This window comes from Rhodococcus sp. ACS1, assembly GCF_002300155.1.
GTDB classification, from domain to species: Bacteria; Actinomycetota; Actinomycetes; order Mycobacteriales; family Mycobacteriaceae; genus Rhodococcus_F; species Rhodococcus_F koreensis.
Genome location: NZ_NSDZ01000008.1, coordinates 648,568 through 668,649, shown reverse-complemented (window position 1 = coordinate 668,649; position 20,082 = coordinate 648,568). Strand labels below are relative to the sequence as shown.

The following is a 20,082-nucleotide window of genomic DNA, read 5'->3' as shown; positions in this document are numbered from 1 at the left end:
CCATTGCCGCCATCGGCACGAACGCGCACACCAACAGCAGGGCGAAGTCCACACTCGGATCGGCCGCGGCGATGCGGCCCGTGCCGGGCGACGACCTACGGGGTCATCTGTTCCCCGGTGACGAGGAAAATCACCCGGCGCCCGACCACCACGGCATGGTCACCGAAGCGCTCGTAGAAACGCCCCAACAAGGTCACATCGACCGCGGCCGGGATGCTGCCGGTCCAGGCCGGATCCTCGATCAGGGTGAGCAGCCGGCGATGCAGGTCGTCGAGCTCGTCATCGCGTCTGCCGATCTCGGCGGCCAGCTCCGGATCATGCGTGCGCAGAACCCGCTCGGCGAGGCCGGCCAACTCCGCCGCCACCCGCCCCATCTGGAAGAGCAATTCCTCCGCCTCACCGGAAGCGACATGCTCGGGATGACGCCGGCGGACACTTTCGGCCACATGCTGCACCAACCCACCCATCCGGCTCAGATCCGCCACCAGGTGCACACCGGTGACCACCTGACGCAGATCACGCGCCACCGGGCCCTGCAACGCCAGCAGCGCCATCGCCAGGTCCTCACACGGACCGCGCAACTCCTCGATCTGATCGTTCAGATCGAACACCCGCTCCGCCAGAGGCAGGTCCGCCAACACCAAGGCATCGGTCGCCGCCCGGACCGCATCCCCCGCCAGCCGGCACATCGACGCCAAACGGTCAGTCAGCTCGTCGAGCTGCTCATGAAACTTCATCCGCATAACCATCATCCTCGTGCACCTGCCGAAGACAACACACCGGGACGTGTCACCTCCCCTGGTCAGAAGGCTCGCCCAGGCCGCGGTTCTTGCCGTCCATCCACGCGATCACATCGAACACCCGCAGCGCTGAGATCTCCTCGGGGAGGCCCGCCTCCTTCCGGATCGACAGCAACCGGCGGTGCAACGCCTCCATCGTCGGCCAGGAGGGCGTTCAGCGCCTCCGCCTGGTGTCGAGGATCGCCCGCGCCGCCCTCGGCGGGATCCCCCGCCGACTACCCCCACGGTCAGATTGAAGTCATCAAGGAGCGAGGCGGTCACCACATCCCGAGCCCACCCGTCAACGTCGAGTGGTGCGGAGCACACCACCGTCAGAGCCGGTGCCGTTCGTCCGTCGATCAGCATCAGCGCGAGTTCGTTTCGTCCGTGCCGGCACTCGTAGCGAAGCCCCTGCGCCGCAGGGGTGTTGGTCAGAATATCGGTCGCGGTCCGACGAGTCTGCCCGTAGTCCCGCCAGGAGCACGCCGACAGGGAGGCATCCTGGCCGAGCCGGATCAGGTTCCGCTGCCCGTCCAGGACCGCGATGTCGACATCGTCGTCCAACACCAGTTGCGCCAAGGACTTGCCGGTCAAGAGCCGCTTCCGGATGATCAAGTCCGGTGGGATGTCCTGGCCACGCAGAATGCCTTCGGCGACCACCGCGCCCACGGATAGCCCGAGATAGAGGTACCCGCCCAGCGCGGCCCCGTCCAAGCACACCGCTGGGTCGTGGACCGGCTCGAAACGCCCCTGCACCGGAATGGCGGTCGTGCGGGTATCGAGGGTGCGTGCATCGACCCAGGGCGCGATATTGCTGCGGTTGAACGCATTCGGAGAATACGTCGATGATGTCCAGTGCACCCGCCACAGCGATGTTCCCGCCGCGATGGTGTCGATGTTCGCCGGATTGCCGTTGTACGCCCCCACTCCCCTACATTCCCTGCTCGGCCACGCTGATCATGTTGTCGACGGCGATCTCGGTCAGATCGCCGTCCTCGAGATCCTGCAACGGAGTTCGGCCGTCGAGGATGTCGGAGGGGGTGCGCCACCAGGACGTGACCCCCCATGGATCCTCGGCAGCCCCCAACTTGCTGTTCGCGTACGCCACGATCGGCCACACCCGGTGGTGCACCGTATCGAACTGGAACGCCGGGTAGTGATAGTCGGGGCGCCGTCCTAAGGGCAAACCGAGCAACACACCCTCGTCCCGCAACTTCTTCACCAGGGTCCGCGATTCCCCCGCCCGCGGGGCCAGCACCCGCCCGGCCTCCCCGGCCTTGAGGGTGGCCACCTTCTCGAGCAACGACTGCCGCCGCTCGGCCGCCGCCTCCGCCCGGTCCCCGGCACCAGTCCCTATCGGGTCGGCGAACGCCTCATCGAGAATCAGCTTGGCGATCAGCGCCCACTCGCCTCGCGGCGCGTTCCGGGTCACGTACTCCACGAACTCGCCCGCCACCTCCGCGCCACGGCTCGCACCTGCGGGGTAGGCGGCGGCGCTCAACCGGTGACCACGCCCGGCAACAACCCGCGGCCCGCCCCCGCTCTTCGCGGCCGGCGCCTTGATCACCTTCCGCCGTGTTCGATTCTCCGGCATCCCACACCTCCGATACGTCAAGTACGTATTAATATCGTACTCCACGTACATCGTGTCGACCACCAACAGCAGCGCGCTCGAAAGGAAGCCGATCTGCGTACCCGGCTCGGCACACCGGATTCGGTTCTGGTCAGCGGCGGCGGTCGTCCATTGCGCGGAGGAAGTGCCGCAGGCTGCGCGGCAGCCGGGGGTGACCGTCCCGATCACGCGGCAGGAAACCCTCGCCCGCGACGCGGACCAGCAGGGTGGTGACGTCCGCGCTGACGGCGGTACCGGAGGCGACGTGCATGAGCGCGGCGCGTTCGGCGGGATCGAGACGCTCCCACAGGTCCTGGTAGCCGCAGTGATGGGTGCGCGCGGCGGTCGCGGTGGCCCAGTAGGTGAAGGTGAACCGGCGGATCAGGTCGGTGCCGGTGGATGCGGTGGCGCGCAGTTCGAGACCGGACCAGTGCTCGATGCCGCGGTCGCGGAGCTCGTCGGCCGCGGTTGCCAAGGCGGTGTGGCGCGGCCAAGTGCGCGGCAGGTCGAGTATCAGCAGACCCATTCCCATCGGCACACGGTAAGACCGGTGCCCGATACCCGCAGCGTGTACGGGCGTTCCCCCCTGAGATGTGGACACCTATTTTTATGCGGCGGTGGCCAGCGTAGCCGATCGCCGTTCGAACTCGACCGGGCAGATCTGGCCCAGGCTCGAATGCCTCCTTCTGGTGTTGTAGCGCGTGATCCAACGGAAGACCGCGGCGCGTGCCTCACCCGCACTGTTCCAGCGCTTCCGGCCCTGCAGCGTCTCCCGTTTCAACGTCGCGTTCAGCGACTCGGCGGCCGCGTTGTCCGCCGACGTTCCGACTGCGCCCCGCGACCGGGTCACCCCCAACTCGCGACACAGGTCGGCGAACTCGGCCGATGCATACTGAGACCCGTTGTCGGAGTGGAAAATTGACCCATCGAGACCGGTGGCGCCGCGCACGGCGGCCGCCGCCCGCAGCGCGTCGGTGACCAACTCGGTACGCATGTGATCAGCGATCGACCAGCCCGCCAACCGGCGCGAGCCCAGGTCCATCACCGTCGCCAGATACAGAAATTCACCGTCACCCACCGGGAGGTAGGTGACGTCGCCGACGTACTTGGTGTTCGGGGCGCTCGCGGTGAAATCCCGCCGGATCAGGTCCGGAACCGCCGCCGCATCCGGGGCTGGGATAGTGGTGCGGACCGGTTTGCGCAGATGCACCCCGACGATCCCGTGCTCACGCATCACCCGCTCGACCCGCTTGTGATTGACCTCGATCCCGGCATCGCGCAGTTCAGCGGTCACCCGCGGGGCACCGTAGGTGCCGTCGGAATCGGCATGGATGGCGCGGATCCGCGCCGCCAGCTCCTGATCAGAGTGGGCGCGGGCCGCCCGGGCCGGCGCGGAGGCCCGCCACCGGTAGAAACCCGAGCGGGAGACCTCGAGAATCTGGCACAGCCACTTCACCGGAAAGGTGTCGCAGTGGTCATCAACGAATTGGAAGTGGCTGCTCACCAAGACGTCTCGCCCGCGAAATATTTCGCGGCCCTCCGCAGGATCTCCCGCTCGGTTTCGAGCTTCCGGATTTGGGCCTTGAGCTGCCTGTTCTCTTCCTCCAACACGGACTCGGACGATACCTCGCCCGGCGATACCGCCCGCTCCGCCCCACCGGACCGGAGCTCGGCCGTGGAGGTACCGGTGCGTTTGCGTTCGGCCCGCACCCAGTTGCGCAGGGTCTCGCGGCTGACTCCCAGGTCGTTGCCGATGCCCTCGAACGTGTGGCTCGGATCGGACAGGTACAACGCGACTGCATCGGCCTTGAACTCCGCCGAGTACGCCTTCATGACCATCAGTGAATCTCTTCCTCTGGACCTTCACGATCCAGTGTTCACGATGTCCTCACTCAGGGGGGAACGCCCGAACGCACCATCGCCTGGCTCACCGGCTACCGGCTACCGGCGCATGACCATCCGCTACGAGCGCCACGGCGAACACTTCGCCGGCTTCCTTCACCTCGCCGCCGCACTCACCTGCTTCAAGAAGCTCCCCACATGAGACACGCTCTAATACTGCAACGGCACTTATGGGAGGTGTCCGCGACGTCGGTAGTGGGAGGTGCGGGCCTGGTGTTGTCGGCGCCGTCGCCAGTTCGACCAGGACCAGATGTGCTCGTCCGGGTGGGCGTGTCGCAGGATCAGTTGCACGAGCAGGCGGCGGATCTCGGGTAGCGTGTACGCGATCATGCCCTGATCTTCGATCCCGATTCCCCTTTTGTCGCTTCGGTTTTCGTGCCTGCGAGCCAGGCGAGGGCGAGCATCGACAAGGTGATGTGGGCGTACCAGGCCCGGTAGGTGCGTACCTGGTACTGGTCGAGGCCGGCCTCGTTCTTGGCCTGCTGGAAGCATTCCTCGACCCGCCACCGGGAGCCGGCGATGGTGGCGAGTTCGGTGAGCGTGGTGCGGCGGGGTCCGGCGCAGATGTAGTACGCGATCTCGGTCGGATCGGAGAGGGATCGGCGGGCGAGCAACCAGTGCCCGCGCCCGGGTGCCCAGGCGATCCGGATCGGGATCCGCACCCAGGAGTACTCGCGCCGGCCGTGCGCGCCGTCGCCGACGGAGATCCGGCGCCACTGCTTCGGCGGGACCGCGGCGATCATCTCGTCGGCGCGACCGGCGCGACCGTGCGGGGTGAACACGTCGTCGTTGCAGCGCGTGGCCAGGACGTAGGAAATATCGCGTTCCTCGAGCCAGACCCGCAGGTACTTCACCTGCCCGTAGGCCTCGTCCGCGGTGACCCAGGAGAACGGGACCTGTGCGTCGAGGGCGCGTTCGATCATGTGTTGCGCCAGTCTCGGTTTGGTCGCGAACTCGATGTCGTCAGTGATGCCGGCGGCGCGGCACCGGTCGCGGTCGGAGGTCCAGGATTCGGGCAAGTACAGCTCCCGGTCGATCAAGGCGTGGCCGGCGCCGCTGGCGTAGGCGAGGAAGACCCCGATCTGGCAGTTTTCCACCCGTCCGGCGGTGCCCGAGTACTGGCGTTGCACCCCGGCCGAGCGGGTGCCCTTCTTGAGGAATCCGGTGTCGTCGACGATCAGTACACCGGCCGGATCGCCGAGGCGTTCGACCACGTAGTCACGGACGTCGTCGCGGACGCCGTCGACGTCCCAGTCCGCGCGCCGCAGCAACCGTTGCATCCCGTCCGGGCTGATCTCGCCGGCGCGCTCGGCGAGGGTCCACCCGTTCTTGCGTTCCAGACCTGCAACCAAACCCGTCACATATTCACGGACTCGGGACCGCGGCTCCGACCGGGCGAACCGACCGGAGATCCGCTCATGCAACGCTTCCAACTCGGCAGCAACCAGATCGAGGACCACACAATCAGTATCGTCTACCTGTCAAGCAAGTGCCGTTGCAGTACTAATGGTCATGTCCGCGTCGAGGCCCTGCGACAGCGCCCCGGCGTCGATCGCGGCGTCGAGGACGTCGATCATAATGCGCCGGTGGGCGGCGGTGACCTCACGGAACAAATCGGTGAACTCGGGATCCTGATCGGCGAGCTTGCCGGAATCCTCAACGGTCGCAATCCCCGTAAGGCGATCGATGACCGGTCACCGAGGTGACCGATCGACAATCGTTAGCTGAGGCAAGGTTGGGCGCACTTCGATATGCCATCTTGGGTAAATGACGGACGAGAGCTTCCAACGGCCGTAACCGCTGCCGAAGAGAACCCCTCAGGTGGGCAAAGCAGTGACCTCGATCCACGTCTTCGGCAAGCACTCCTCATCGGCGGCGCCGTCGAGACGGGCCTGAAGGTCGCCACGTTGATTGATCTTGCCCGGCGTCCACCTTCGGCCGTCCGGGGCTCGAAGTCCTTGTGGGCACTCGCGCTCGCCCTGGTGAACTCGGGTGGGATTTTGCCGGTCATCTATCTGTTGCGCGGGCGCGCCGGATGAAATGCATGCCACTCGTCAGAGCAACCCACTCCACCATCCCATTGGCCGTCGGCCGGCATCCCGTCGGGTGATCGATGACCGGCGCGGACCGGTTTTCCCGTTGTCTGCCCCGAATCGCAGAACTGAGCAGAACTGAGAGGATGACGGTCTATTTGCTCAGGCTGGAGCCTTCCAGCGATCTGAGGCCGGCGGCGCGGTGACGAATTCACGCTGGACTTGCGTTCGGGTCTATTGGAATTGGGAACCGCTCCAGAATTTCATCGATCCTCGTTGTGTTTTCGAACCTTCTTCCTGGTCGGGTGGAGCGCCGCGGTGACGGCCACTGCGAGTGCGCGCTCGAGCTGATCGGCGTCGAGCCCGCCGGGTGCGCTGATCGCATGCAACGCCAGGCCGTCGACGGCGCCGAGGAGCATCGCAGCCTGGGTGTCGTGGCCGGGCCCGAGCGCCTCGGACAGTTCGTTTCTGATCCCGGTGAGTAGGTCGCGCTGAATCGACTGCAGCCCTGGGGTCGTCGCGGCGAGCGAGGCGAATGCTAGATGAATCGCGACCTCGGCGCGGCGCGTCTCGTCGAGGGGAAGCAACTCGGACAGCACGGTGCGGATGTCGCGGGCGCGGTCGCCGGTCTGAGGCAGGTCGATCAGGCGGTCGCGGACGCGCTGCACGCTGTGGCCGAAGGCGAACTCCACCATCTCCGCTTTGGTCGAAAAGTAGTGCTGAATCGCGCCGATCGAGACATCGAGCGCGGCGGCGACCTCACGGACGCTGACCGCGTCCGTGCCACGGCTGGCGATGATCTGCAGCACAGCCTCTGCGACCTGCCGGCGCCGATCCGGGGTTGACGGCGTGACCACGACGACTACCATACAGTCGTATGGGACACCAACGCAATCGGATGGGCGCGCCGCTGATATTCGGATGCGTGGTTGTGTCGGTGCTGGCCTGGATCGACTGGGTGATCGAGGGAGGGGAGCCGTTTGGAATCCCGTATCCGGTCCTCGTCATGGTCGCCCTCGCGATGAATATCGTGATGACGGTGAGATACCCGCGGGGGAAACGGCGCATTGTGGCGGCCGTGCAGCGCCACCTGGTCAACCCGATCGTCAGGGGCGTCGTAACGCTCGGCGTCCCACTGGGATGGTCACTGCTCGAGACGTCCGGACGGACCACCGGTCGCCGTCGTGTCGTGCCGGTCGGCAACGGGCATGAGGGCGACCGGTTCTGGATCGTGGCGGAGCACGGTCTGTCGGCCGGCTATGTCCGCAACCTGCTGGCTGAGCCGCGCGTGCGGGTGCAAGTACGCAGCGGGATGCGCATGGTGTGGCGCCCCGGAGTGGCGCATGTCCTTCTCGATGACGAACCCGCACGACGGCAACGCCTACTCGTGGGCTGGCGTCATCCCTTGCGGGCACTCAACTCGGTGATGGTGAATGTGTTGGCGGTGGACCCTGTCACGATTCGTATCGACCTCGATCAGCTGCCTGAGTGCGGTAGGGGCCACTGTGAAACCGCCCGTCGGCATGCTGAAGCAGTAGGTCCGGAACATGCCGACGCAGTCACACCCGCTGCGCGGCGATCCGCACCGCCGCGGACGCGAAGTCCGCGACCCACAGCCGATCGAGTGCCAACCGACTCTCGTACAGCGAATGGCCACGATTGGCGGCTGACCAGAACATCCCCCGCGTGATGTCGGCAACGATGTTGACTTCGGGCCCGCGATCCAGCCCTCGAATCTCTGAGCGACAGACTGGCGTCAATGGGACGAACACCGGTAACGGCTGCCGGCGGCGGCGATGCTGGCAGCTTCGGTGGCGGAACCCGATGGGTACGAGATGCCGAGGCTGCAACTGCTCGAGGCCCGAGGCTTCCAGAACAGCGTCTCCCTGCTGCGCTGAGTTTGTTGGCGGCGAGGTCGCAGAAGGCCTCGAATCGGGTCGTCGCGGCAGTCCTGTCGGTTCGGGAGGTGGGATCGTCAATGTCGGTGGCCTCGGCCAGCGCGGGTCAGATACCGCTGGGCCGCGCACAGGTCGTCGTCGGCCTCGATCACGGTGGCGATTGGTCACTGATCAGAACCAGCCGTGTAATGCCGTCGCCGATGATGACCGCGGAGTCGGATCGGCAAACCATGAACGACTTGATGCGGATCCACGGCAGCGACCGTTGTCGCGAAACGGCCGACGTCCGGGCACGGTATCGGCACACTCCGACAGGACGGTAACGCGAAGAACCCAGCACAGTCACGGCTCGCGATCGCCCGCTCACCTCATGGTTGCCGGTCCTTCCCCACGTCAACGAGGTCGCCGAAACCGCGACGGCGGAGGCTACGGACGAGACCGGCCGATGGCGGCGCTGTGGTCGGTGTAGCGGCGGCGGATGGCGCGTCGCCGGGCCCGGCGCAGCACACTCCATTGTGCGTAGGGTTTGATCAGTGACAACTGTTGTGACGGCAGGGTTTCGAGCACTGTGTCGAGCCACGGTTCGAGCCGTCCGAGGGGTTCGAGCCGGTCGGGCAGAATTTCGATGCGGACCAGGACGGCGCGTAGGTAGTGCAGGGCCGCGTTCTGACGCGCAGGCGCCGTCATGTCACCGGCGGTGACCTCGTACTGCCACTGCCCCATCTCCACCCCGTGTACCCCGGTCGCGAGCTTGCCCTTCAACCGGTGGTGGCGCGTCGTCGACTCCCCCGCGACCGTGCGGCGACGCATCTCCTCATACGCCACCAGCGTGTTCGCCGGCGCCTGCCGGCACAGCTCATCCCACCCCTTCGCCGCGTCACTGGTCGCGAACCGCAACTCCCACAACTCGCCCGCCGCCGGCGGCGCGACCCGCTCACCCCGCTTCGGACTCACAGCTCGGGCACCGGCACAGCCCCGAAGTCACCCTCAGACGGCGCCGACAGGATCCGAGCCAACTCCGGATCGGCATACACCTCCGCCGTATGCCGCCACGTCTCGATCGTCCGGGCCGGCGGTGCCGGATTATCCAGTGACGAACCCGCCCGTAGCGACGCGATCAGCTCGTCGACGAAGTCGGCGAACTCCTCAGCCGCCAGGTAGCTCACCCACGGGAACGCCGCCGCCACCACCTTGCGGACCAGAGCGCTGTCATCGGAGTGCAGCAGGGCGTCGACCATCGCCGTCGCCGCCGCGAGCACCTCCCGCTCCTGATCCGCCCGCACCGCCGTCATCAACACCAAATCCTCATCGTCGCGCCGCGTCACCCGCAGCGGCCGCGCCCCCGACCGCTGCCACTCCGACAGTGTCGCCTTCCCCTTGTTCTGGATATCCGAGAACGGCACCTCACCCACAGACATACTTTCAATGTACTTTTAAAGTGTGCGGTCGGCAAGGTGTGCACCGTGTAAGTTGGTACTCCCAGTGGCTCACTCTCGTTTCCATCGAACGAATCCCCGGAGGAGAAAGCGTCCCGCTCTCCGATGAGGCTTCGAGGCGGACGGGGTCGTGGCCGCCCGAGAATGGGAGCGAGCGGCGCTGACCACACTGTGGCGGCAGGCCTTCACCGCCCAGCCCCGCACCGACGGCACCAATGCCGCGAGGCACCCGCGGCACGAAGACCATGACGGCCGGAATCCCCTATCACGCGCCCCACGGCCCCCTTACGCTCCCCGCGGTCCCCTTACGCGCCCGACTTCTTGTTACGCAACACCACCAACGGCAGCACCAGAGTGGCCACCGCGGTCACCAGCCACACCACCAGAGTCGCCAGAATCCACGTGCGCCACCCATCGATACTCAAACCACCGACAAGCGATGCGATCACCAACGCCACCAATGTCGACACGAGCCCGACACCTCCGAGAAACGCCGACGCGTTCTGCGCCACCACCTTCCCAATGAACGGAGACAGCACACTTTGCACCACCGCAAACACCACCACCACGGTGACAAATCCCGACGCGGCAATCGAAACCCCCGGCAGGAGCCACTGCGCCACCAGCAAACCGATCGCTGCCGACCCCAAAAAGACCACGACCCGAAGAAGGAAACGAATCATCCGAGAAGCCCTCTCTCCCCTGAGAATCGGCACGAATCAGAGACCGCGACAACGCGCACGCGGATAGACCACATGCCCATCTCCCCCTCCACCGGACGGCCCCGTCCACACCCTCGACTTCACCGCAGCCTCCAGTTCCGACGTTACGCCAACCGCACCCCACAATCGCCGTCCTCCCACCGCCCGGTGACCGACGCCTGACGACGCACAATCGTGCGCGCGAAGAACCCCGCCACGCCGGCACCGATCCGCACCACTGCACCCCACACCGCGGGCTGACGCCGCAACCGATGAACGCAGGGCAGCTCCGCCTCGGTGACCCCTCCGGCGACTATCCGGCCACCAAGAAGAACACCTTCACCCCGTACGCGGTGGCCAACACCGTACTCAGCCGGGCTCGGGCCGCGACCATACCCAGGTACTCGTCGAACATCCGACGCCCGAACCGGTCGAACGCCACCATCGCCGAACAATCACTCGGAACCGCGACCCGGTGAGCAATCCGCCGCCATCCCCCGCCACGCGCCGAAACCTACAACTCGGTCGGATCAGGCCAGGCCACCGGCACCGCTGAGGGTGACGAACTCGACGCCCACCGAACGCAGTTGCGGCACAGCAACAGCAAGACCCTCCGCGGTCCCACCCGCCGGACGATTGACGTGCATGATCACCACAGACCCTGGGACCGCCGAGATGAGCGCGGCCTGAACCTTCGCCGCGGGCAGGGTGGCCCCCGCATCACCGTTCACGGTGAATCCCACCACCTGCTCGCCGAGATCCCGCACGATGGCCGCCGCGACCTCGTCGCAGTAGGCCGTCCCGGGGCGGAACCACCGCGGCTGCCGGCCCGTGACCTCGAGCAGCCGGTTGTGGTTCACCCACACCTCGTCGATCACCTCCGCCGGCGACGTGGTGCCCGCGATGCCGTACGCGGATTTCCCGGTCACCGACAGCGGCAGGTGCCGGGTGCCGTGGTTCGCCAGCTCGAGAAGCGGGTTTCCTGCCAGCTGCGCGGTGAGGCCGGGGTTCGCATCGATCCAGCGGCCGTTCAGGAACATGGTGGCCGGCAGTCTCTCGCGTTCGAGCAGGCTCAGCAGATCCGCGTCGACGCCATCACCCTGAGGTCCACCGCACGCGTCGAAGGTTAATGCGATCCGGTGACCCGGCGCCGCGAGCCGCGTATTCGTGCCGGTGACGTCGACACCCCATTCGTGCGGGACGGCGCCCGCATATTTCGCCGCGATCGCCGACACATCCGGCGGCGGGGGTGGGGGCGGGGCAGGAAGCCATCCGTCGGGAATCACCCCGTCCGGGACCCCCGGAATCGGCGACGCCTCAGAGACCGCGGGACCGGCGAGGTCGACGTAGCTCTGCATCGCAACAGCCACACCCCCGCCCAGCAGCCCCAGCAACACCGCCCGACGATTCGCTCGCGCATACATGCGCCGAGACTAAACCGTCCGCCAGAGCGGCGCCTCACCGATCTCGGGAAAGACGCCATGAACACACCCCGAACAGCGTGCCCCGCACAACGACCACCGCCACTGACACTGACGGGCACTCGTCGTTCACGCTGGGTGTGACGCATTCGGGCCTCCGACCCCGACGAAACCCTTGCGGTGCCAGTTCCGCAATCGGTGACCGACCGGGGGACGCTCCCTGGCACCGGGGAGCACGGCTCCGCCAGTCTGATCACGATTCGCGTCGCCGTCTGGGCGAGGCTTTGCACTCTCACGGCACACTGGGTTTGTTTCGCTCCTCACCGAGTGAGCATCGAAGGACGGATGAACAATGGCGTTCAGGGAGCGGGCGGCGAGTTTCGCATGCGGTCTGTTGGTTTTTTTCCTCCTTCGGCGTCTTCTCCTGCGTGGCCGAGGATTCCCTCGATGGTGCGGTGTTCTACTCCGTCATGCTCATTCCGTCGGGCGACCTTCTTCTACGGCGGCTGCGCGATGTGCACCGCACGCGGAGGCGAGCGCCGAATGCCGAACCGTAGGCCCACACCGGAGGGGTAACCCGCACATGCACACAAACGCGGCACTGCTCGGAAAGTAGCTGGTACGACCGCCTATACTTCTCCCGCGCCGGATGGGTGCGGCCCGCCTCGACGGCCCCGTGCACGTATGAGATCGCAGTGCGCACGACGTTGTCCATCCGGGCCGGCGGTCAGGGACGCGATCGCCGGCCGCGGCAGAGGACCCGTCCGGGGTGGACGACGAACAACAGGATTACGGTGCCCTATTTTTTTGGTGCGGGCGCCTGATTGAGGACCTGCATGAATTGGGGCACGTTCGTTACGGCAGCGCCGAGACCTCCGATCGCGGTCCCCGCCAGTCCAGCTCCGGACCCCAGCAGCAGCGCACCCCCAACGCATCCCGCAACGGGACCGGCTCCGAAGAGCATGGCGGCGGGCGCGGAAACAACGCCACCTGCGATGGCTCCAAGCACGCAGCCGCCGACCAATCCAGTGGCGGCCCCCAGAAAACCTCCGACCGCGGAGGTCAGCGAGATCGGCGGTTGAACGGCGCCGACCGCGGCCGGAAGGTCGACGTCGTGACGTGCACCGACGCGGTCGACGGTCGTGGCGGCGGCGGGGTCGGTGTTCGTTGTCAGGATGGCGGTGTCACCGACCAAGTGCGCCTGCACGGGATGGGCGACACTGTCGACCGCGAGAGTCAGCGGTATCGACTCCACCACTGAACCTTGGTTGTTGCGGACGATCAGGTGGTTGTTCTCGAGGGCAAGCGATCCTGACGCGATATGGACGAACACCTGATTTCCGTCCCGGGTGACGGTCCAGTCGACACTCTGCGGAACGGACTGGGCGTTCGGTGGGGCGTCGGTCCTGCTTGGTGCGGCCTGGGCGGTGCCGGATGCGATGCCGAGAGCGCCGATGGTGAGGGCAGCGATCGCGGCAAGTTTACGGATCTTCATGATGTGAGCGGTCCTTCGGTTGGTGTCGGCTGGATTGGTAAAGCGAATTGGGCTACACCCGATTGCTATGAACTGGCGGGCGGGTGACGATGCGCACCCCGACCAAGGCACTTCGATGGTGCGATCGGCGAGGCAAGGCGTTTCGACGAGGGATTCTCCTGCCGGGTTCTCACACCAATCATGTTGTTAGCAACTGACTTTCACCTTCGCGAGAAGTTTCCTGAAACGGTGTTACTTGCGTAGTTCGAAGATCGGGAATCTCTCGCCTTGTTGCGTGTGGCGGAAGCACACCCTCACTGGTTGATCGGGTGGGAACGGAGCGGCGGTGTCAATCCACGAATAGACCCAGGGGCCCTCGTCGAGTTCGACGATGGCGACGACCGAGGGGCACGGTGGGCCGCACACCGGGTCGGGTGCGCGATCGACGACCCTCCACGACACGACGACTCCCGTGCCCGAGGAGGGGGTGGATGTGAGATCGTCGCTGCCGCACGAGGTGCAGAACACGGTCAGTGGTGGGAGCAGCGCGGCGCAGTCTTTACATCTCCAGATGAGCAGCCGACCGAGCTGCGTGGTTTCCCGTGCGCGGTGGGCGATGCCGGCAGTCATGCCGCCACCTTCGGAGGGATCCAGTTCAGGACGGTCCGCATCGCGTGACCGAAATACTTCGGGTCGGTGATCAGCCAACCGTGACCGCCTGCAACGGTGAAAACCGGCGGTGTACGCAGTGCATCTCGGAGCGATTCGAAGCTCGCCCGCGGTATCAGTCGGTCGCCGCGGCCCCACAGCAGCGAGACCGGCAACCCTCGCTGCGCGAGTCGGTCCAGCTCGGGCGTCAAGTCTGCGCTCCGGGCGATGTCGGCGGTGCGCCATACCGCTCCCGGTTCACAGAACGCATAGGGAATGCGGGCGTTGGGGAGAGACGCCGGTGTCGGGGCGAGCACGCTGCGCGAGAGCGCTTCCCTTAGAGCTGCCGCTCCCCACTCCCACAGTGGTCTCTCGCGTATCGGGCGCTCCTCACCACCGCCGCCCGAGCGACTACCTCCGCCGACGGAGTTCACGAGAACAAGTCGCGACACCCGATCCGGAAGATCATGGGCGGCTCGGATCGCAATCGCCCCTCCCAGGGAGTGCCCAACCAGTGTCACCGGGCCGATTCCGGCAGCGTCGAGAATCTGCCGTAGCCAGGTCGAATAGCCCCCAAGGGTCCGCTCATCGGGCGGACGGTCGGGCACCCCGACGAATCCCGGTATGACCGGGGCGTAGACACGAAAGTTTCGGGCGAGGCGGGCGAGGGCGTGACGGTATATCCGCGGTGTCAACCCCCATCCATGGAGGAAGACCAACGGAGATCCTCGTCCGAGGACCCCGATGATCTCCGCCCGGTCGTCGACTCGAATAGTTCTCCATTCCATTCCAGCGCGGGACCAGCGGGTTGGAGAGGCCGTCGAGAGTCGAGGTTGGTACTGCATTGCGGACCTTCGGTCGATTTCGGTGAGGTGAGTCACACAATGTCGCGGTGTTGCCGACGAGACGACGGCTGAAATACCCAGAGGCATACCTGCTTTCCATTTTGAAGGAAACCGGTCGGTACCGAAACGGCGTTTGCCACGCTCCTCCCAACGCATGGTTTGTCGCCGGCGGCCCACCTCGCGCACTCGATGGACTGACCGCGTACACGACTCGAGGCCCCGATCCCTCGCACGTGCCGCATACGCACGGCAGTCGAGGAATACACCCAGAAGCATTCCTAGAACACCGCCATGCGCTAACCGAAATGCCTCTACAGGATTCCGAAAAACACCGCGCGGGAACAACACACCGGCACCCTGCGACTTGGCGCGCTCCCTCAGAACGAACCGGCGCTGCTGTATCAGCGCGGCGCTCCGCCAGGCGCGCCGCCGCGACATCGACGCCAAGACCGACCGGGTCCTACGGGCGACCGAGTCCTACGGGCGGCCGACACACCGGAACGTGACAGCACCCGGCAACACCGGTAGCACGGGGCTCACATCATCGGCATGGGCATAGGCATCGGCATCGGCATCGGCATCGGCATCGGCATCGGCATCGACCAGCCCATGCTCTGCATCCAACTCATGAACATGTGCATCATTTCCATCATTTGCTGCGACATCGTTCTCACCACTTTGTTGATGTCTCACTCGATACCAGCGGAACCCGGTTCGCGCTGGTAGTACACAGTCAACGGTAGGCCTGTTCGAGCGATGGCGCGCCTGCGCTGCGCAAGCGTCCAACCGATGGACCCCCGGCCTCAAAGGTGACCTCTTATCTCGGTCTAAGGATGGTCGAGTACCGGCGGATCCTCGGGGTTGCACTCAGCCGCCAACTGCAATGTCAGTGCAGCAACGAGACTCCCGAACGCTTCTATGCACCATCCGTTCTCGCTGAACTTGCATCAGAAATTCGATCGGCGAATGGATAGTCAATGTCAGGTTTCCGCTTGTCCGCAGGCCGCGGTCCATCATCATTTCCTGGTAAACCTGCCGAGGCGATGGTCGTATCCGCTCAATACTCAAGCGATCCACTTCCCGGGCCGCGACACGCGATGAACACGGGTAGCGACGACACGCACTGGGGTGGCCGCCGTCCTATCCGCAGAGTCCTACCGCGGGAACCGCAGACGCGCTTGGCCGACTCTCCCGCCAACATTGACACCACATGACCTAGCAGAACCTTCTGAGCAGCCGGTCCTGAGTAGAAAGCCGGAACTATTATGAACACCGCGCCGTCGACCAACCAGCAACGCGCCCTCATCGCCGCCGTGCAGGTGCTGGGACTGTGTGTCTGGTTCTCCGCCACCGCCGTGGTCCCCAACCTGCGGACGGAATGGGGCATCGGGTCGAGCGCCGCGGTCTGGCTGACCGCCTCGGTGCAGATCGGATTCGTCGCCGGGGCGGTCACCTCCACCCTGCTCAACCTTGCCGACCGGATCGCACCCCAGTACCTGCTTGCCGCCAGCGCATTCGGTGCCGCCGTGTGCACTGCCCTGTTGGCCCTATTCGTAAATGACCTCTCGGCGGCAATCCCGCTGAGATTTCTCACCGGGCTCCTGCTCGCAGGTGTGTACCCGGTGGGCATGAAACTCATGGCCTCCTGGTCGGAATCGACCGACCGGGGCCGTGCGTTCGGGGTGCTGCTCGGAGCCCTTACCCTCGGTTCCGCTCTGCCCCACCTGATCAGCGGACTCGGCCCGCTGCCCTGGAGGACGGTGATGATGGCCACGGCCGTCCTCACCGCAATCGGTGCCCTCATCGCCGTCCTCCTGATCACTTCCGGCCCGCACCTGGACACCCGGCCGATCACCCCCAGCGCGCGGTACGCGATCACCATGTTCAGCGAACGCGGACCCCGGCTGGCGAATATCGGCTACTTCGGACACATGTGGGAGCTCTACGCCTTGTGGACCTGGATGTCGATGTTTGTCCTCGCCGGCCGCGAACACCGCGGCACCGGCCCGGTCACCACCACCAGCATCATCGCGTTCGCCGCGATCGGTCTCGCCGGAATTGTGGGCTGCCTGCTCGGCGGGTGGGCATCGGACCGGTTCGGCCGCTCCCCCGCCGCAGTGACGGCACTGGTGATCAGCGGCGCGTGCTGTGTCCTGTCCCCGTTGTTCTTCACTGCGCCGACCGGTGTGCTCCTCGCGTTTCTGCTGGTGTGGGGTGCCGCCGTCATCGCCGACTCCGGGGTGTTCTCCACCTCGCTCAGCGAAACCGCCGACTCCCGATTCGTCGGCACCGCCCTCACCGCGCAGACAGCGATCGGGTTCCTGCTGACCGTCGTAACGATCCAACTCGTCCCCGTCGTCGCCGACCTCATCGGTTGGCGCTACGCCTTCCTGCTCCTCGCACCCGGACCGCTGATCGGCGCCGTGGCGATGGCGGCTCTGCGTCCTCGTTCCACCCCCGCTATTAACTCCCAACACAGTTCCAAGGAGGAACACCATGCCCAACACCTCGACTCGCCGCACCCCGACAGTTGGCCAGACCGCGGAGCTCTCCCGCACCGTCGGTGACAACGACATCGCCCTGTTCACCGAGATCAGCGGCGACCGCAACCCCCTGCACTACGACCAAGCTGCCGCCGAAGCTTCCCGGTTCGGGGAAATCGTCGTACAGGGCGGCATCACCAGCGCCATCCTCAACGCCGTTGTCGCCGAGGAACTCCCCGGTCCGGGCACGGTGTTCCTGAACGTGAACTGGGCTTTCAAGGCACCCGTACGACCCGGCGACATCATCACCGGCCGGGTCGAAGTCACTGCGGCACGTGAGGACAAGCCGATCACCGAACTCAAGACCACCTTAACCCGCAACGACGGCACCGTTGTCCTCGACGGCACCGCGGTCTGCTACACCATGGACCTCGACAACGGAGCCGGGCAGTGACCCCACCGCCGTCCCCGGAACGACGCTCAACGATGTGTGCCGGGCGCCGCTGATCGTCGCGGGCGTTGGCGGCCAACCTCATTCGGTCCGGCGAGCTGGATTTCCGCCCTCGTCGGCGTGTTCGAGTCCGTAAGCCAGGCCCTGCACGGAATGCAGGGCGAGCGACGTCAAAGTTCGGCGACCGCGGGCAGGCCGATCAGCCTGGGCGGAATCCTTTCTGTGATGCGTGGCGGTGTGTGGTCAGGACTGCTGGTCCTGCTTCTGCTCGATGATCCAGGCCGCGATCTGACTACGGGAGGTGAATCCCAGTTTGGAGAGGATGTGCTCCACATGCCCCTACGCGGTGCGTTGCGAAATGACGAGCCTGTCGGCAATCGACTTGTTAGTGAGACCCTCGGCGACAAGCTCGGCTACCTGCTGTTCCCGACGCGTCAGACTCGTAGGTCCCGATCCCGCGGAGTTGCTGACCGTGCCCTTCTCGTCGAGGGCATACGCTGCGGCATCTTCGAACCGCATCCCAAGCCCGCGCCGGAACTCCGCCTCGAACGCGCGGTCACCGATCGCCCTGCGGGCCGTTTGCTCGACCCGGTCATGAACGAGGTTGAGATTCGGGTAAATCGTGCTCGGGACCGCGGCTGTTTGGGCGAGGGCCTCGGCTGCACCCATCAGCTTGGCGGCACGCCTGGGGGCTCCCTCTTCGACAGCGATCCACGAGAGGACCTCCATGCACCCGCCGACGCTGACGCGGTCGTCCCCAGTCCGAGCGAGCTGCAGCACCTGCGTGATCAGCTCTTTCGCATTGGAGTGCTCATCCCGCTCCCAGGACGCGACCCCTAAACCCCACAGCGCCCATCCCCGGTAGACGGACTCGCCTCGGGCCTCGGTGAGCGCAACCACCTCCCGTCGACACTCCTCGCTTCGCGTCCGGTTTCCGGCCGCGTCGCTGGCCGTCGCGAGGCCGAGCAGCGACCAGATCATGTACAGCAGGGTGTCGTCCGCTCGAAAGACCGCGAGCGAGGACTCGAAGTAGTCACACGCAGTCTCGAAATCTTCAGTGATCAGCGCGTGATGGCCGGCGGCATCTTCCATGAGCGCCGCGGCGGTGCGATCACCGAGCTGCGCCGCCACGGCGGCTCCGCGTTCGGCATAGAGCGCCGACGCCTCCAGGTCGCCATGCAGCCCGGACAGCACACTGAGCACGTATAGCCCCTTGATCCGCTCCATACTAGGTGTGCCGTCCTGAACGGCCAGAAGTTGCGCGAGCCACCGCATGCCCTCACGCAGCCGGCCCCGCACCCGCCAGTACGGGTACAACGCCGCTGCCATACGAACTCCTGCATCCGCCTCGCTCGGACCAATGAGGCAGAACTGTAGCGCTGCAAGGATGTTGGGCTGTTCGGCGTCCAGGCGCACGATCCAGGCGACCTGACGTGAACTGATCCAGTCGGACTCGGCCCGCAGTACCACGCGTTCGTACCAGTCCCGGTGCCACCGCAACAGCGATCCGAACTCACCGGTCTCCTGCAGCCGTTCCGTACCGTAATCGCGCAGCGTCTCGAGCATCCGGTACCGCACCGCACCCGCAGCATCCAGTTCGCGAATCAGTATCGACTTGTCGATCAGCGAGCCCACCAGATCCACAACCTGGGCTGCCGCCACGGGGTCGGTGCAGATGGCTTCCACGGCGTCGAGCTCGAAGCTGCCCGAAAACACCGCCAGCCGTCCCCACAACGCCCGCTCGGCACGAGAGCACAACTCATGGCTCCAGTCGATACACCACTGCAGAGTCTGCTGCCGTGCCGGCGCCCCACGACTGCCCGAAGTCAGCAGACCAAAGCGGTCCGTCAGCCGCTGCAGGATCTGCTCGACCGGCATCGCCCGCAGCCGCACCGCCGCCAGTTCGATCGCGAGCGGCAGACCGTCCAGGCGACGACAGATCGCCGCGACCACATCCTGATTGTCCTGGGCAACGACGAAGTCCGGGACCACCGACGCCGCGCGTTCGGCGAACAGGTTCACCGCCTCGTAGTGACCGAGTCCCCCAAACAGCGCCGACCGCTGGTCCGGTTCCGGCATCGTCAGAGGCGGCACCCGAAGGACGGCTTCTCCTCCAATGCCGAGAGGCTCCCTGCTGGTCGCGACAATCCGAAGTTCCGGGCAGCCGCGGAGAAGGGTTACCGCAAGATCTGCAACCGATTCGACAAGGTGCTCGCAATTGTCAAGGACGAGCAGCACCTTTCGTGCCGCGAGGTACTCGACGAGCAATATTTCGGGTGGGCCGCCCTGCCCCTCGCGCAGGTTCAATGCCGAGAGCACTGCGTCGACGACCGTGTCTGGGTCGGGCAGTTCGCCTAACCCGACCAGCCACACACCGTCATCGAACGCCCGACCAGCAT

Annotated in this window: 23 protein-coding genes and 1 pseudogene; 8 read left to right on the top strand and 16 right to left on the bottom strand. The window is 65.8% G+C overall.

What is annotated here, in order from left to right; translation table 11 throughout:
• Positions 1-95: 95 nt before the first annotated feature.
• From phoU to CJ179_RS37350, 5 genes are all read right to left on the bottom strand, one after another.
• The gene (gene phoU, locus CJ179_RS37370) at positions 96-743 is read right to left on the bottom strand and encodes a phosphate signaling complex protein PhoU (RefSeq protein WP_095864787.1); all 648 of its coding nucleotides are present in this window, start codon (positions 741-743) and stop codon (positions 96-98) included.
• A 46-nt stretch (positions 744-789) separates the two neighbouring features.
• Positions 790-936, bottom strand: a complete 147-nt coding sequence (locus CJ179_RS51715; RefSeq protein ID WP_179377742.1) for a DUF6308 family protein — start codon at positions 934-936, stop codon at positions 790-792.
• Positions 937-1,710: 774 nt separating this feature from the next.
• Positions 1,711-2,373: a hypothetical protein gene (locus CJ179_RS37360; protein WP_095864786.1), complete on the bottom strand. Its 663-nt coding sequence runs from the start codon at positions 2,371-2,373 to the stop codon at positions 1,711-1,713.
• Positions 2,374-2,503: 130 nt separating this feature from the next.
• Complete coding sequence (locus CJ179_RS37355; protein WP_095864785.1) at positions 2,504-2,923, bottom strand: hypothetical protein; 420 nt, start codon at positions 2,921-2,923, stop codon at positions 2,504-2,506.
• Between the two features lie 75 nt (positions 2,924-2,998).
• Positions 2,999-4,230, bottom strand: a protein-coding gene (locus CJ179_RS37350) for an IS3 family transposase (RefSeq protein ID WP_095864784.1) whose coding sequence is annotated in 2 segments (ribosomal slippage) — positions 2,999-3,912 and positions 3,912-4,230 — 1,233 coding nt in all. Because the reading frame shifts where the segments join, the coding sequence is not laid out codon by codon here.
• Positions 4,231-4,273: 43 nt separating this feature from the next.
• Here CJ179_RS37350 and CJ179_RS51710 point away from each other — a divergent pair.
• Positions 4,274-4,435, top strand: a complete 162-nt coding sequence (locus CJ179_RS51710) for a hypothetical protein (protein WP_218834888.1) — start codon at positions 4,274-4,276, stop codon at positions 4,433-4,435.
• 26 nt (positions 4,436-4,461) lie between these two features.
• On the opposite strand, the gene CJ179_RS51705 is transcribed toward CJ179_RS51710, so the two are convergent.
• Positions 4,462-4,623 (bottom strand): hypothetical protein, encoded by a 162-nt coding sequence (locus tag CJ179_RS51705; protein ID WP_005569480.1) that lies wholly within the window; start codon positions 4,621-4,623, stop codon positions 4,462-4,464.
• Positions 4,620-5,753 carry an IS701 family transposase gene (locus tag CJ179_RS37345; RefSeq protein ID WP_095864734.1) on the bottom strand — a complete coding sequence of 378 codons (1,134 nt, stop codon included), beginning with the start codon at positions 5,751-5,753 and terminating at the stop codon, positions 4,620-4,622. Before CJ179_RS37345 ends, CJ179_RS51705 begins: the two co-directional genes overlap by 4 nt.
• A gap of 291 nt (positions 5,754-6,044) precedes the next feature.
• Between CJ179_RS37345 and CJ179_RS53340 the strand changes: the two genes are divergently transcribed.
• Complete coding sequence (locus CJ179_RS53340; protein ID WP_095864783.1) at positions 6,045-6,332, top strand: DUF5652 family protein; 288 nt, start codon at positions 6,045-6,047, stop codon at positions 6,330-6,332.
• A 257-nt stretch (positions 6,333-6,589) separates the two neighbouring features.
• Here CJ179_RS53340 and CJ179_RS37335 read toward each other — a convergent pair whose 3' ends face one another.
• Positions 6,590-7,183: a TetR/AcrR family transcriptional regulator gene (locus tag CJ179_RS37335; protein ID WP_179377799.1), complete on the bottom strand. Its 594-nt coding sequence runs from the start codon at positions 7,181-7,183 to the stop codon at positions 6,590-6,592.
• 41 nt (positions 7,184-7,224) lie between these two features.
• Here CJ179_RS37335 and CJ179_RS53335 point away from each other — a divergent pair, with 41 nt between their 5' ends.
• Positions 7,225-8,016 carry a nitroreductase family deazaflavin-dependent oxidoreductase gene (locus CJ179_RS53335; protein ID WP_257015978.1) on the top strand — a complete coding sequence of 264 codons (792 nt, stop codon included), beginning with the start codon at positions 7,225-7,227 and terminating at the stop codon, positions 8,014-8,016.
• A gap of 634 nt (positions 8,017-8,650) precedes the next feature.
• Here the strand turns inward: CJ179_RS53335 and CJ179_RS53330 are convergent.
• From CJ179_RS53330 to CJ179_RS37310, 3 genes are all read right to left on the bottom strand, one after another.
• On the bottom strand, positions 8,651-9,178 hold the full coding sequence (locus CJ179_RS53330) for a hypothetical protein (protein WP_257015977.1): 528 nt from the start codon (positions 9,176-9,178) through the stop codon (positions 8,651-8,653).
• On the bottom strand, positions 9,175-9,636 hold the full coding sequence (locus tag CJ179_RS37315) for a hypothetical protein (RefSeq protein WP_095864780.1): 462 nt from the start codon (positions 9,634-9,636) through the stop codon (positions 9,175-9,177). Before CJ179_RS37315 ends, CJ179_RS53330 begins: the two co-directional genes overlap by 4 nt.
• 329 nt (positions 9,637-9,965) lie before the next feature.
• Complete coding sequence (locus CJ179_RS37310; RefSeq protein WP_095864779.1) at positions 9,966-10,343, bottom strand: phage holin family protein; 378 nt, start codon at positions 10,341-10,343, stop codon at positions 9,966-9,968.
• Positions 10,344-10,633: 290 nt separating this feature from the next.
• Here CJ179_RS37310 and CJ179_RS51695 point away from each other — a divergent pair, with 290 nt between their 5' ends.
• On the top strand, positions 10,634-10,840 hold the full coding sequence (locus CJ179_RS51695) for a hypothetical protein (RefSeq protein WP_179377798.1): 207 nt from the start codon (positions 10,634-10,636) through the stop codon (positions 10,838-10,840).
• 51 nt (positions 10,841-10,891) lie between these two features.
• On the opposite strand, the gene CJ179_RS37305 is transcribed toward CJ179_RS51695, so the two are convergent.
• The 4 genes from CJ179_RS37305 to CJ179_RS37290 form a co-directional block, all read right to left on the bottom strand.
• Positions 10,892-11,785, bottom strand: a complete 894-nt coding sequence (locus CJ179_RS37305) for a polysaccharide deacetylase family protein (RefSeq protein ID WP_095864778.1) — start codon at positions 11,783-11,785, stop codon at positions 10,892-10,894.
• Between the two features lie 796 nt (positions 11,786-12,581).
• The gene (locus tag CJ179_RS37300) at positions 12,582-13,277 is read right to left on the bottom strand and encodes a hypothetical protein (protein WP_095864777.1); all 696 of its coding nucleotides are present in this window, start codon (positions 13,275-13,277) and stop codon (positions 12,582-12,584) included.
• 231 nt (positions 13,278-13,508) lie between these two features.
• Positions 13,509-13,886 (bottom strand): Zn-ribbon domain-containing OB-fold protein, encoded by a 378-nt coding sequence (locus tag CJ179_RS37295; protein WP_095864776.1) that lies wholly within the window; start codon positions 13,884-13,886, stop codon positions 13,509-13,511.
• A complete protein-coding gene (locus CJ179_RS37290; RefSeq protein ID WP_095864775.1) occupies positions 13,883-14,692 on the bottom strand; it encodes an alpha/beta fold hydrolase in 810 nt (269 codons plus the stop codon). The genes CJ179_RS37295 and CJ179_RS37290 overlap by 4 nt, the downstream gene beginning before the upstream one ends.
• Before the next feature lie 606 nt (positions 14,693-15,298).
• On the opposite strand from CJ179_RS37290, the gene CJ179_RS51690 reads away from it, so the two are divergent.
• The 3 genes from CJ179_RS51690 (at position 15,299) to CJ179_RS37280 (ending at position 17,686) form a co-directional block, all read left to right on the top strand.
• Entirely contained in the window at positions 15,299-15,475 is a 177-nt protein-coding gene (locus CJ179_RS51690; RefSeq protein ID WP_179377797.1) for a hypothetical protein, read from the top strand.
• A gap of 539 nt (positions 15,476-16,014) precedes the next feature.
• Positions 16,015-17,316: an MFS transporter gene (locus tag CJ179_RS37285; RefSeq protein ID WP_095864774.1), complete on the top strand. Its 1,302-nt coding sequence runs from the start codon at positions 16,015-16,017 to the stop codon at positions 17,314-17,316.
• Positions 17,246-17,686, top strand: a complete 441-nt coding sequence (locus CJ179_RS37280; protein WP_095864773.1) for a MaoC family dehydratase — start codon at positions 17,246-17,248, stop codon at positions 17,684-17,686. Before CJ179_RS37285 ends, CJ179_RS37280 begins: the two co-directional genes overlap by 71 nt.
• A 240-nt stretch (positions 17,687-17,926) precedes the next feature.
• Here the strand turns inward: CJ179_RS37280 and CJ179_RS37275 are convergent.
• A pseudogene (locus tag CJ179_RS37275) lies at positions 17,927-19,762 on the bottom strand (LuxR C-terminal-related transcriptional regulator).
• On the opposite strand from CJ179_RS37275, the gene CJ179_RS53325 reads away from it, so the two are divergent.
• Positions 19,715-20,041, top strand: coding sequence for a hypothetical protein (locus CJ179_RS53325; RefSeq protein WP_257015986.1), 327 nt, complete (start codon positions 19,715-19,717; stop codon positions 20,039-20,041). The pseudogene CJ179_RS37275 and the gene CJ179_RS53325 sit on opposite strands and share 48 nt — an antisense overlap.
• Positions 20,042-20,082 lie beyond the last annotated feature (41 nt).

Excerpts from the sequence above, each read along its gene's own strand:
- CJ179_RS51705 (WP_005569480.1), bottom strand. The coding sequence starts at position 4,623 with ATGATCGCGTACACGCTACCCGAGATCCGCCGCCTGCTCGTGCAACTG.
- CJ179_RS37300 (WP_095864777.1), bottom strand. The coding sequence starts at position 13,277 with ATGAAGATCCGTAAACTTGCCGCGATCGCTGCCCTCACCATCGGCGCT.
- CJ179_RS37355 (WP_095864785.1), bottom strand. The coding sequence starts at position 2,923 with ATGGGAATGGGTCTGCTGATACTCGACCTGCCGCGCACTTGGCCGCGC.
- CJ179_RS37285 (WP_095864774.1), top strand. The coding sequence starts at position 16,015 with ATGAACACCGCGCCGTCGACCAACCAGCAACGCGCCCTCATCGCCGCC.
- CJ179_RS37290 (WP_095864775.1), bottom strand. The coding sequence starts at position 14,692 with ATGGAATGGAGAACTATTCGAGTCGACGACCGGGCGGAGATCATCGGG.
- CJ179_RS51695 (WP_179377798.1), top strand. The coding sequence starts at position 10,634 with ATGAACGCAGGGCAGCTCCGCCTCGGTGACCCCTCCGGCGACTATCCG.
- CJ179_RS51690 (WP_179377797.1), top strand. The coding sequence starts at position 15,299 with ATGGGCATAGGCATCGGCATCGGCATCGGCATCGGCATCGGCATCGGC.
- CJ179_RS37305 (WP_095864778.1), bottom strand. The coding sequence starts at position 11,785 with ATGTATGCGCGAGCGAATCGTCGGGCGGTGTTGCTGGGGCTGCTGGGC.
- phoU (WP_095864787.1), bottom strand. The coding sequence starts at position 743 with ATGCGGATGAAGTTTCATGAGCAGCTCGACGAGCTGACTGACCGTTTG.
- CJ179_RS37310 (WP_095864779.1), bottom strand. The coding sequence starts at position 10,343 with ATGATTCGTTTCCTTCTTCGGGTCGTGGTCTTTTTGGGGTCGGCAGCG.
- CJ179_RS37280 (WP_095864773.1), top strand. The coding sequence starts at position 17,246 with ATGCCCAACACCTCGACTCGCCGCACCCCGACAGTTGGCCAGACCGCG.
- CJ179_RS51710 (WP_218834888.1), top strand. The coding sequence starts at position 4,274 with ATGTCCTCACTCAGGGGGGAACGCCCGAACGCACCATCGCCTGGCTCA.
- CJ179_RS51715 (WP_179377742.1), bottom strand. The coding sequence starts at position 936 with ATGGAGGCGTTGCACCGCCGGTTGCTGTCGATCCGGAAGGAGGCGGGC.
- CJ179_RS53340 (WP_095864783.1), top strand. The coding sequence starts at position 6,045 with ATGCCATCTTGGGTAAATGACGGACGAGAGCTTCCAACGGCCGTAACC.
- CJ179_RS37360 (WP_095864786.1), bottom strand. The coding sequence starts at position 2,373 with ATGCCGGAGAATCGAACACGGCGGAAGGTGATCAAGGCGCCGGCCGCG.
- CJ179_RS53335 (WP_257015978.1), top strand. The coding sequence starts at position 7,225 with ATGGGCGCGCCGCTGATATTCGGATGCGTGGTTGTGTCGGTGCTGGCC.
- CJ179_RS37295 (WP_095864776.1), bottom strand. The coding sequence starts at position 13,886 with ATGACTGCCGGCATCGCCCACCGCGCACGGGAAACCACGCAGCTCGGT.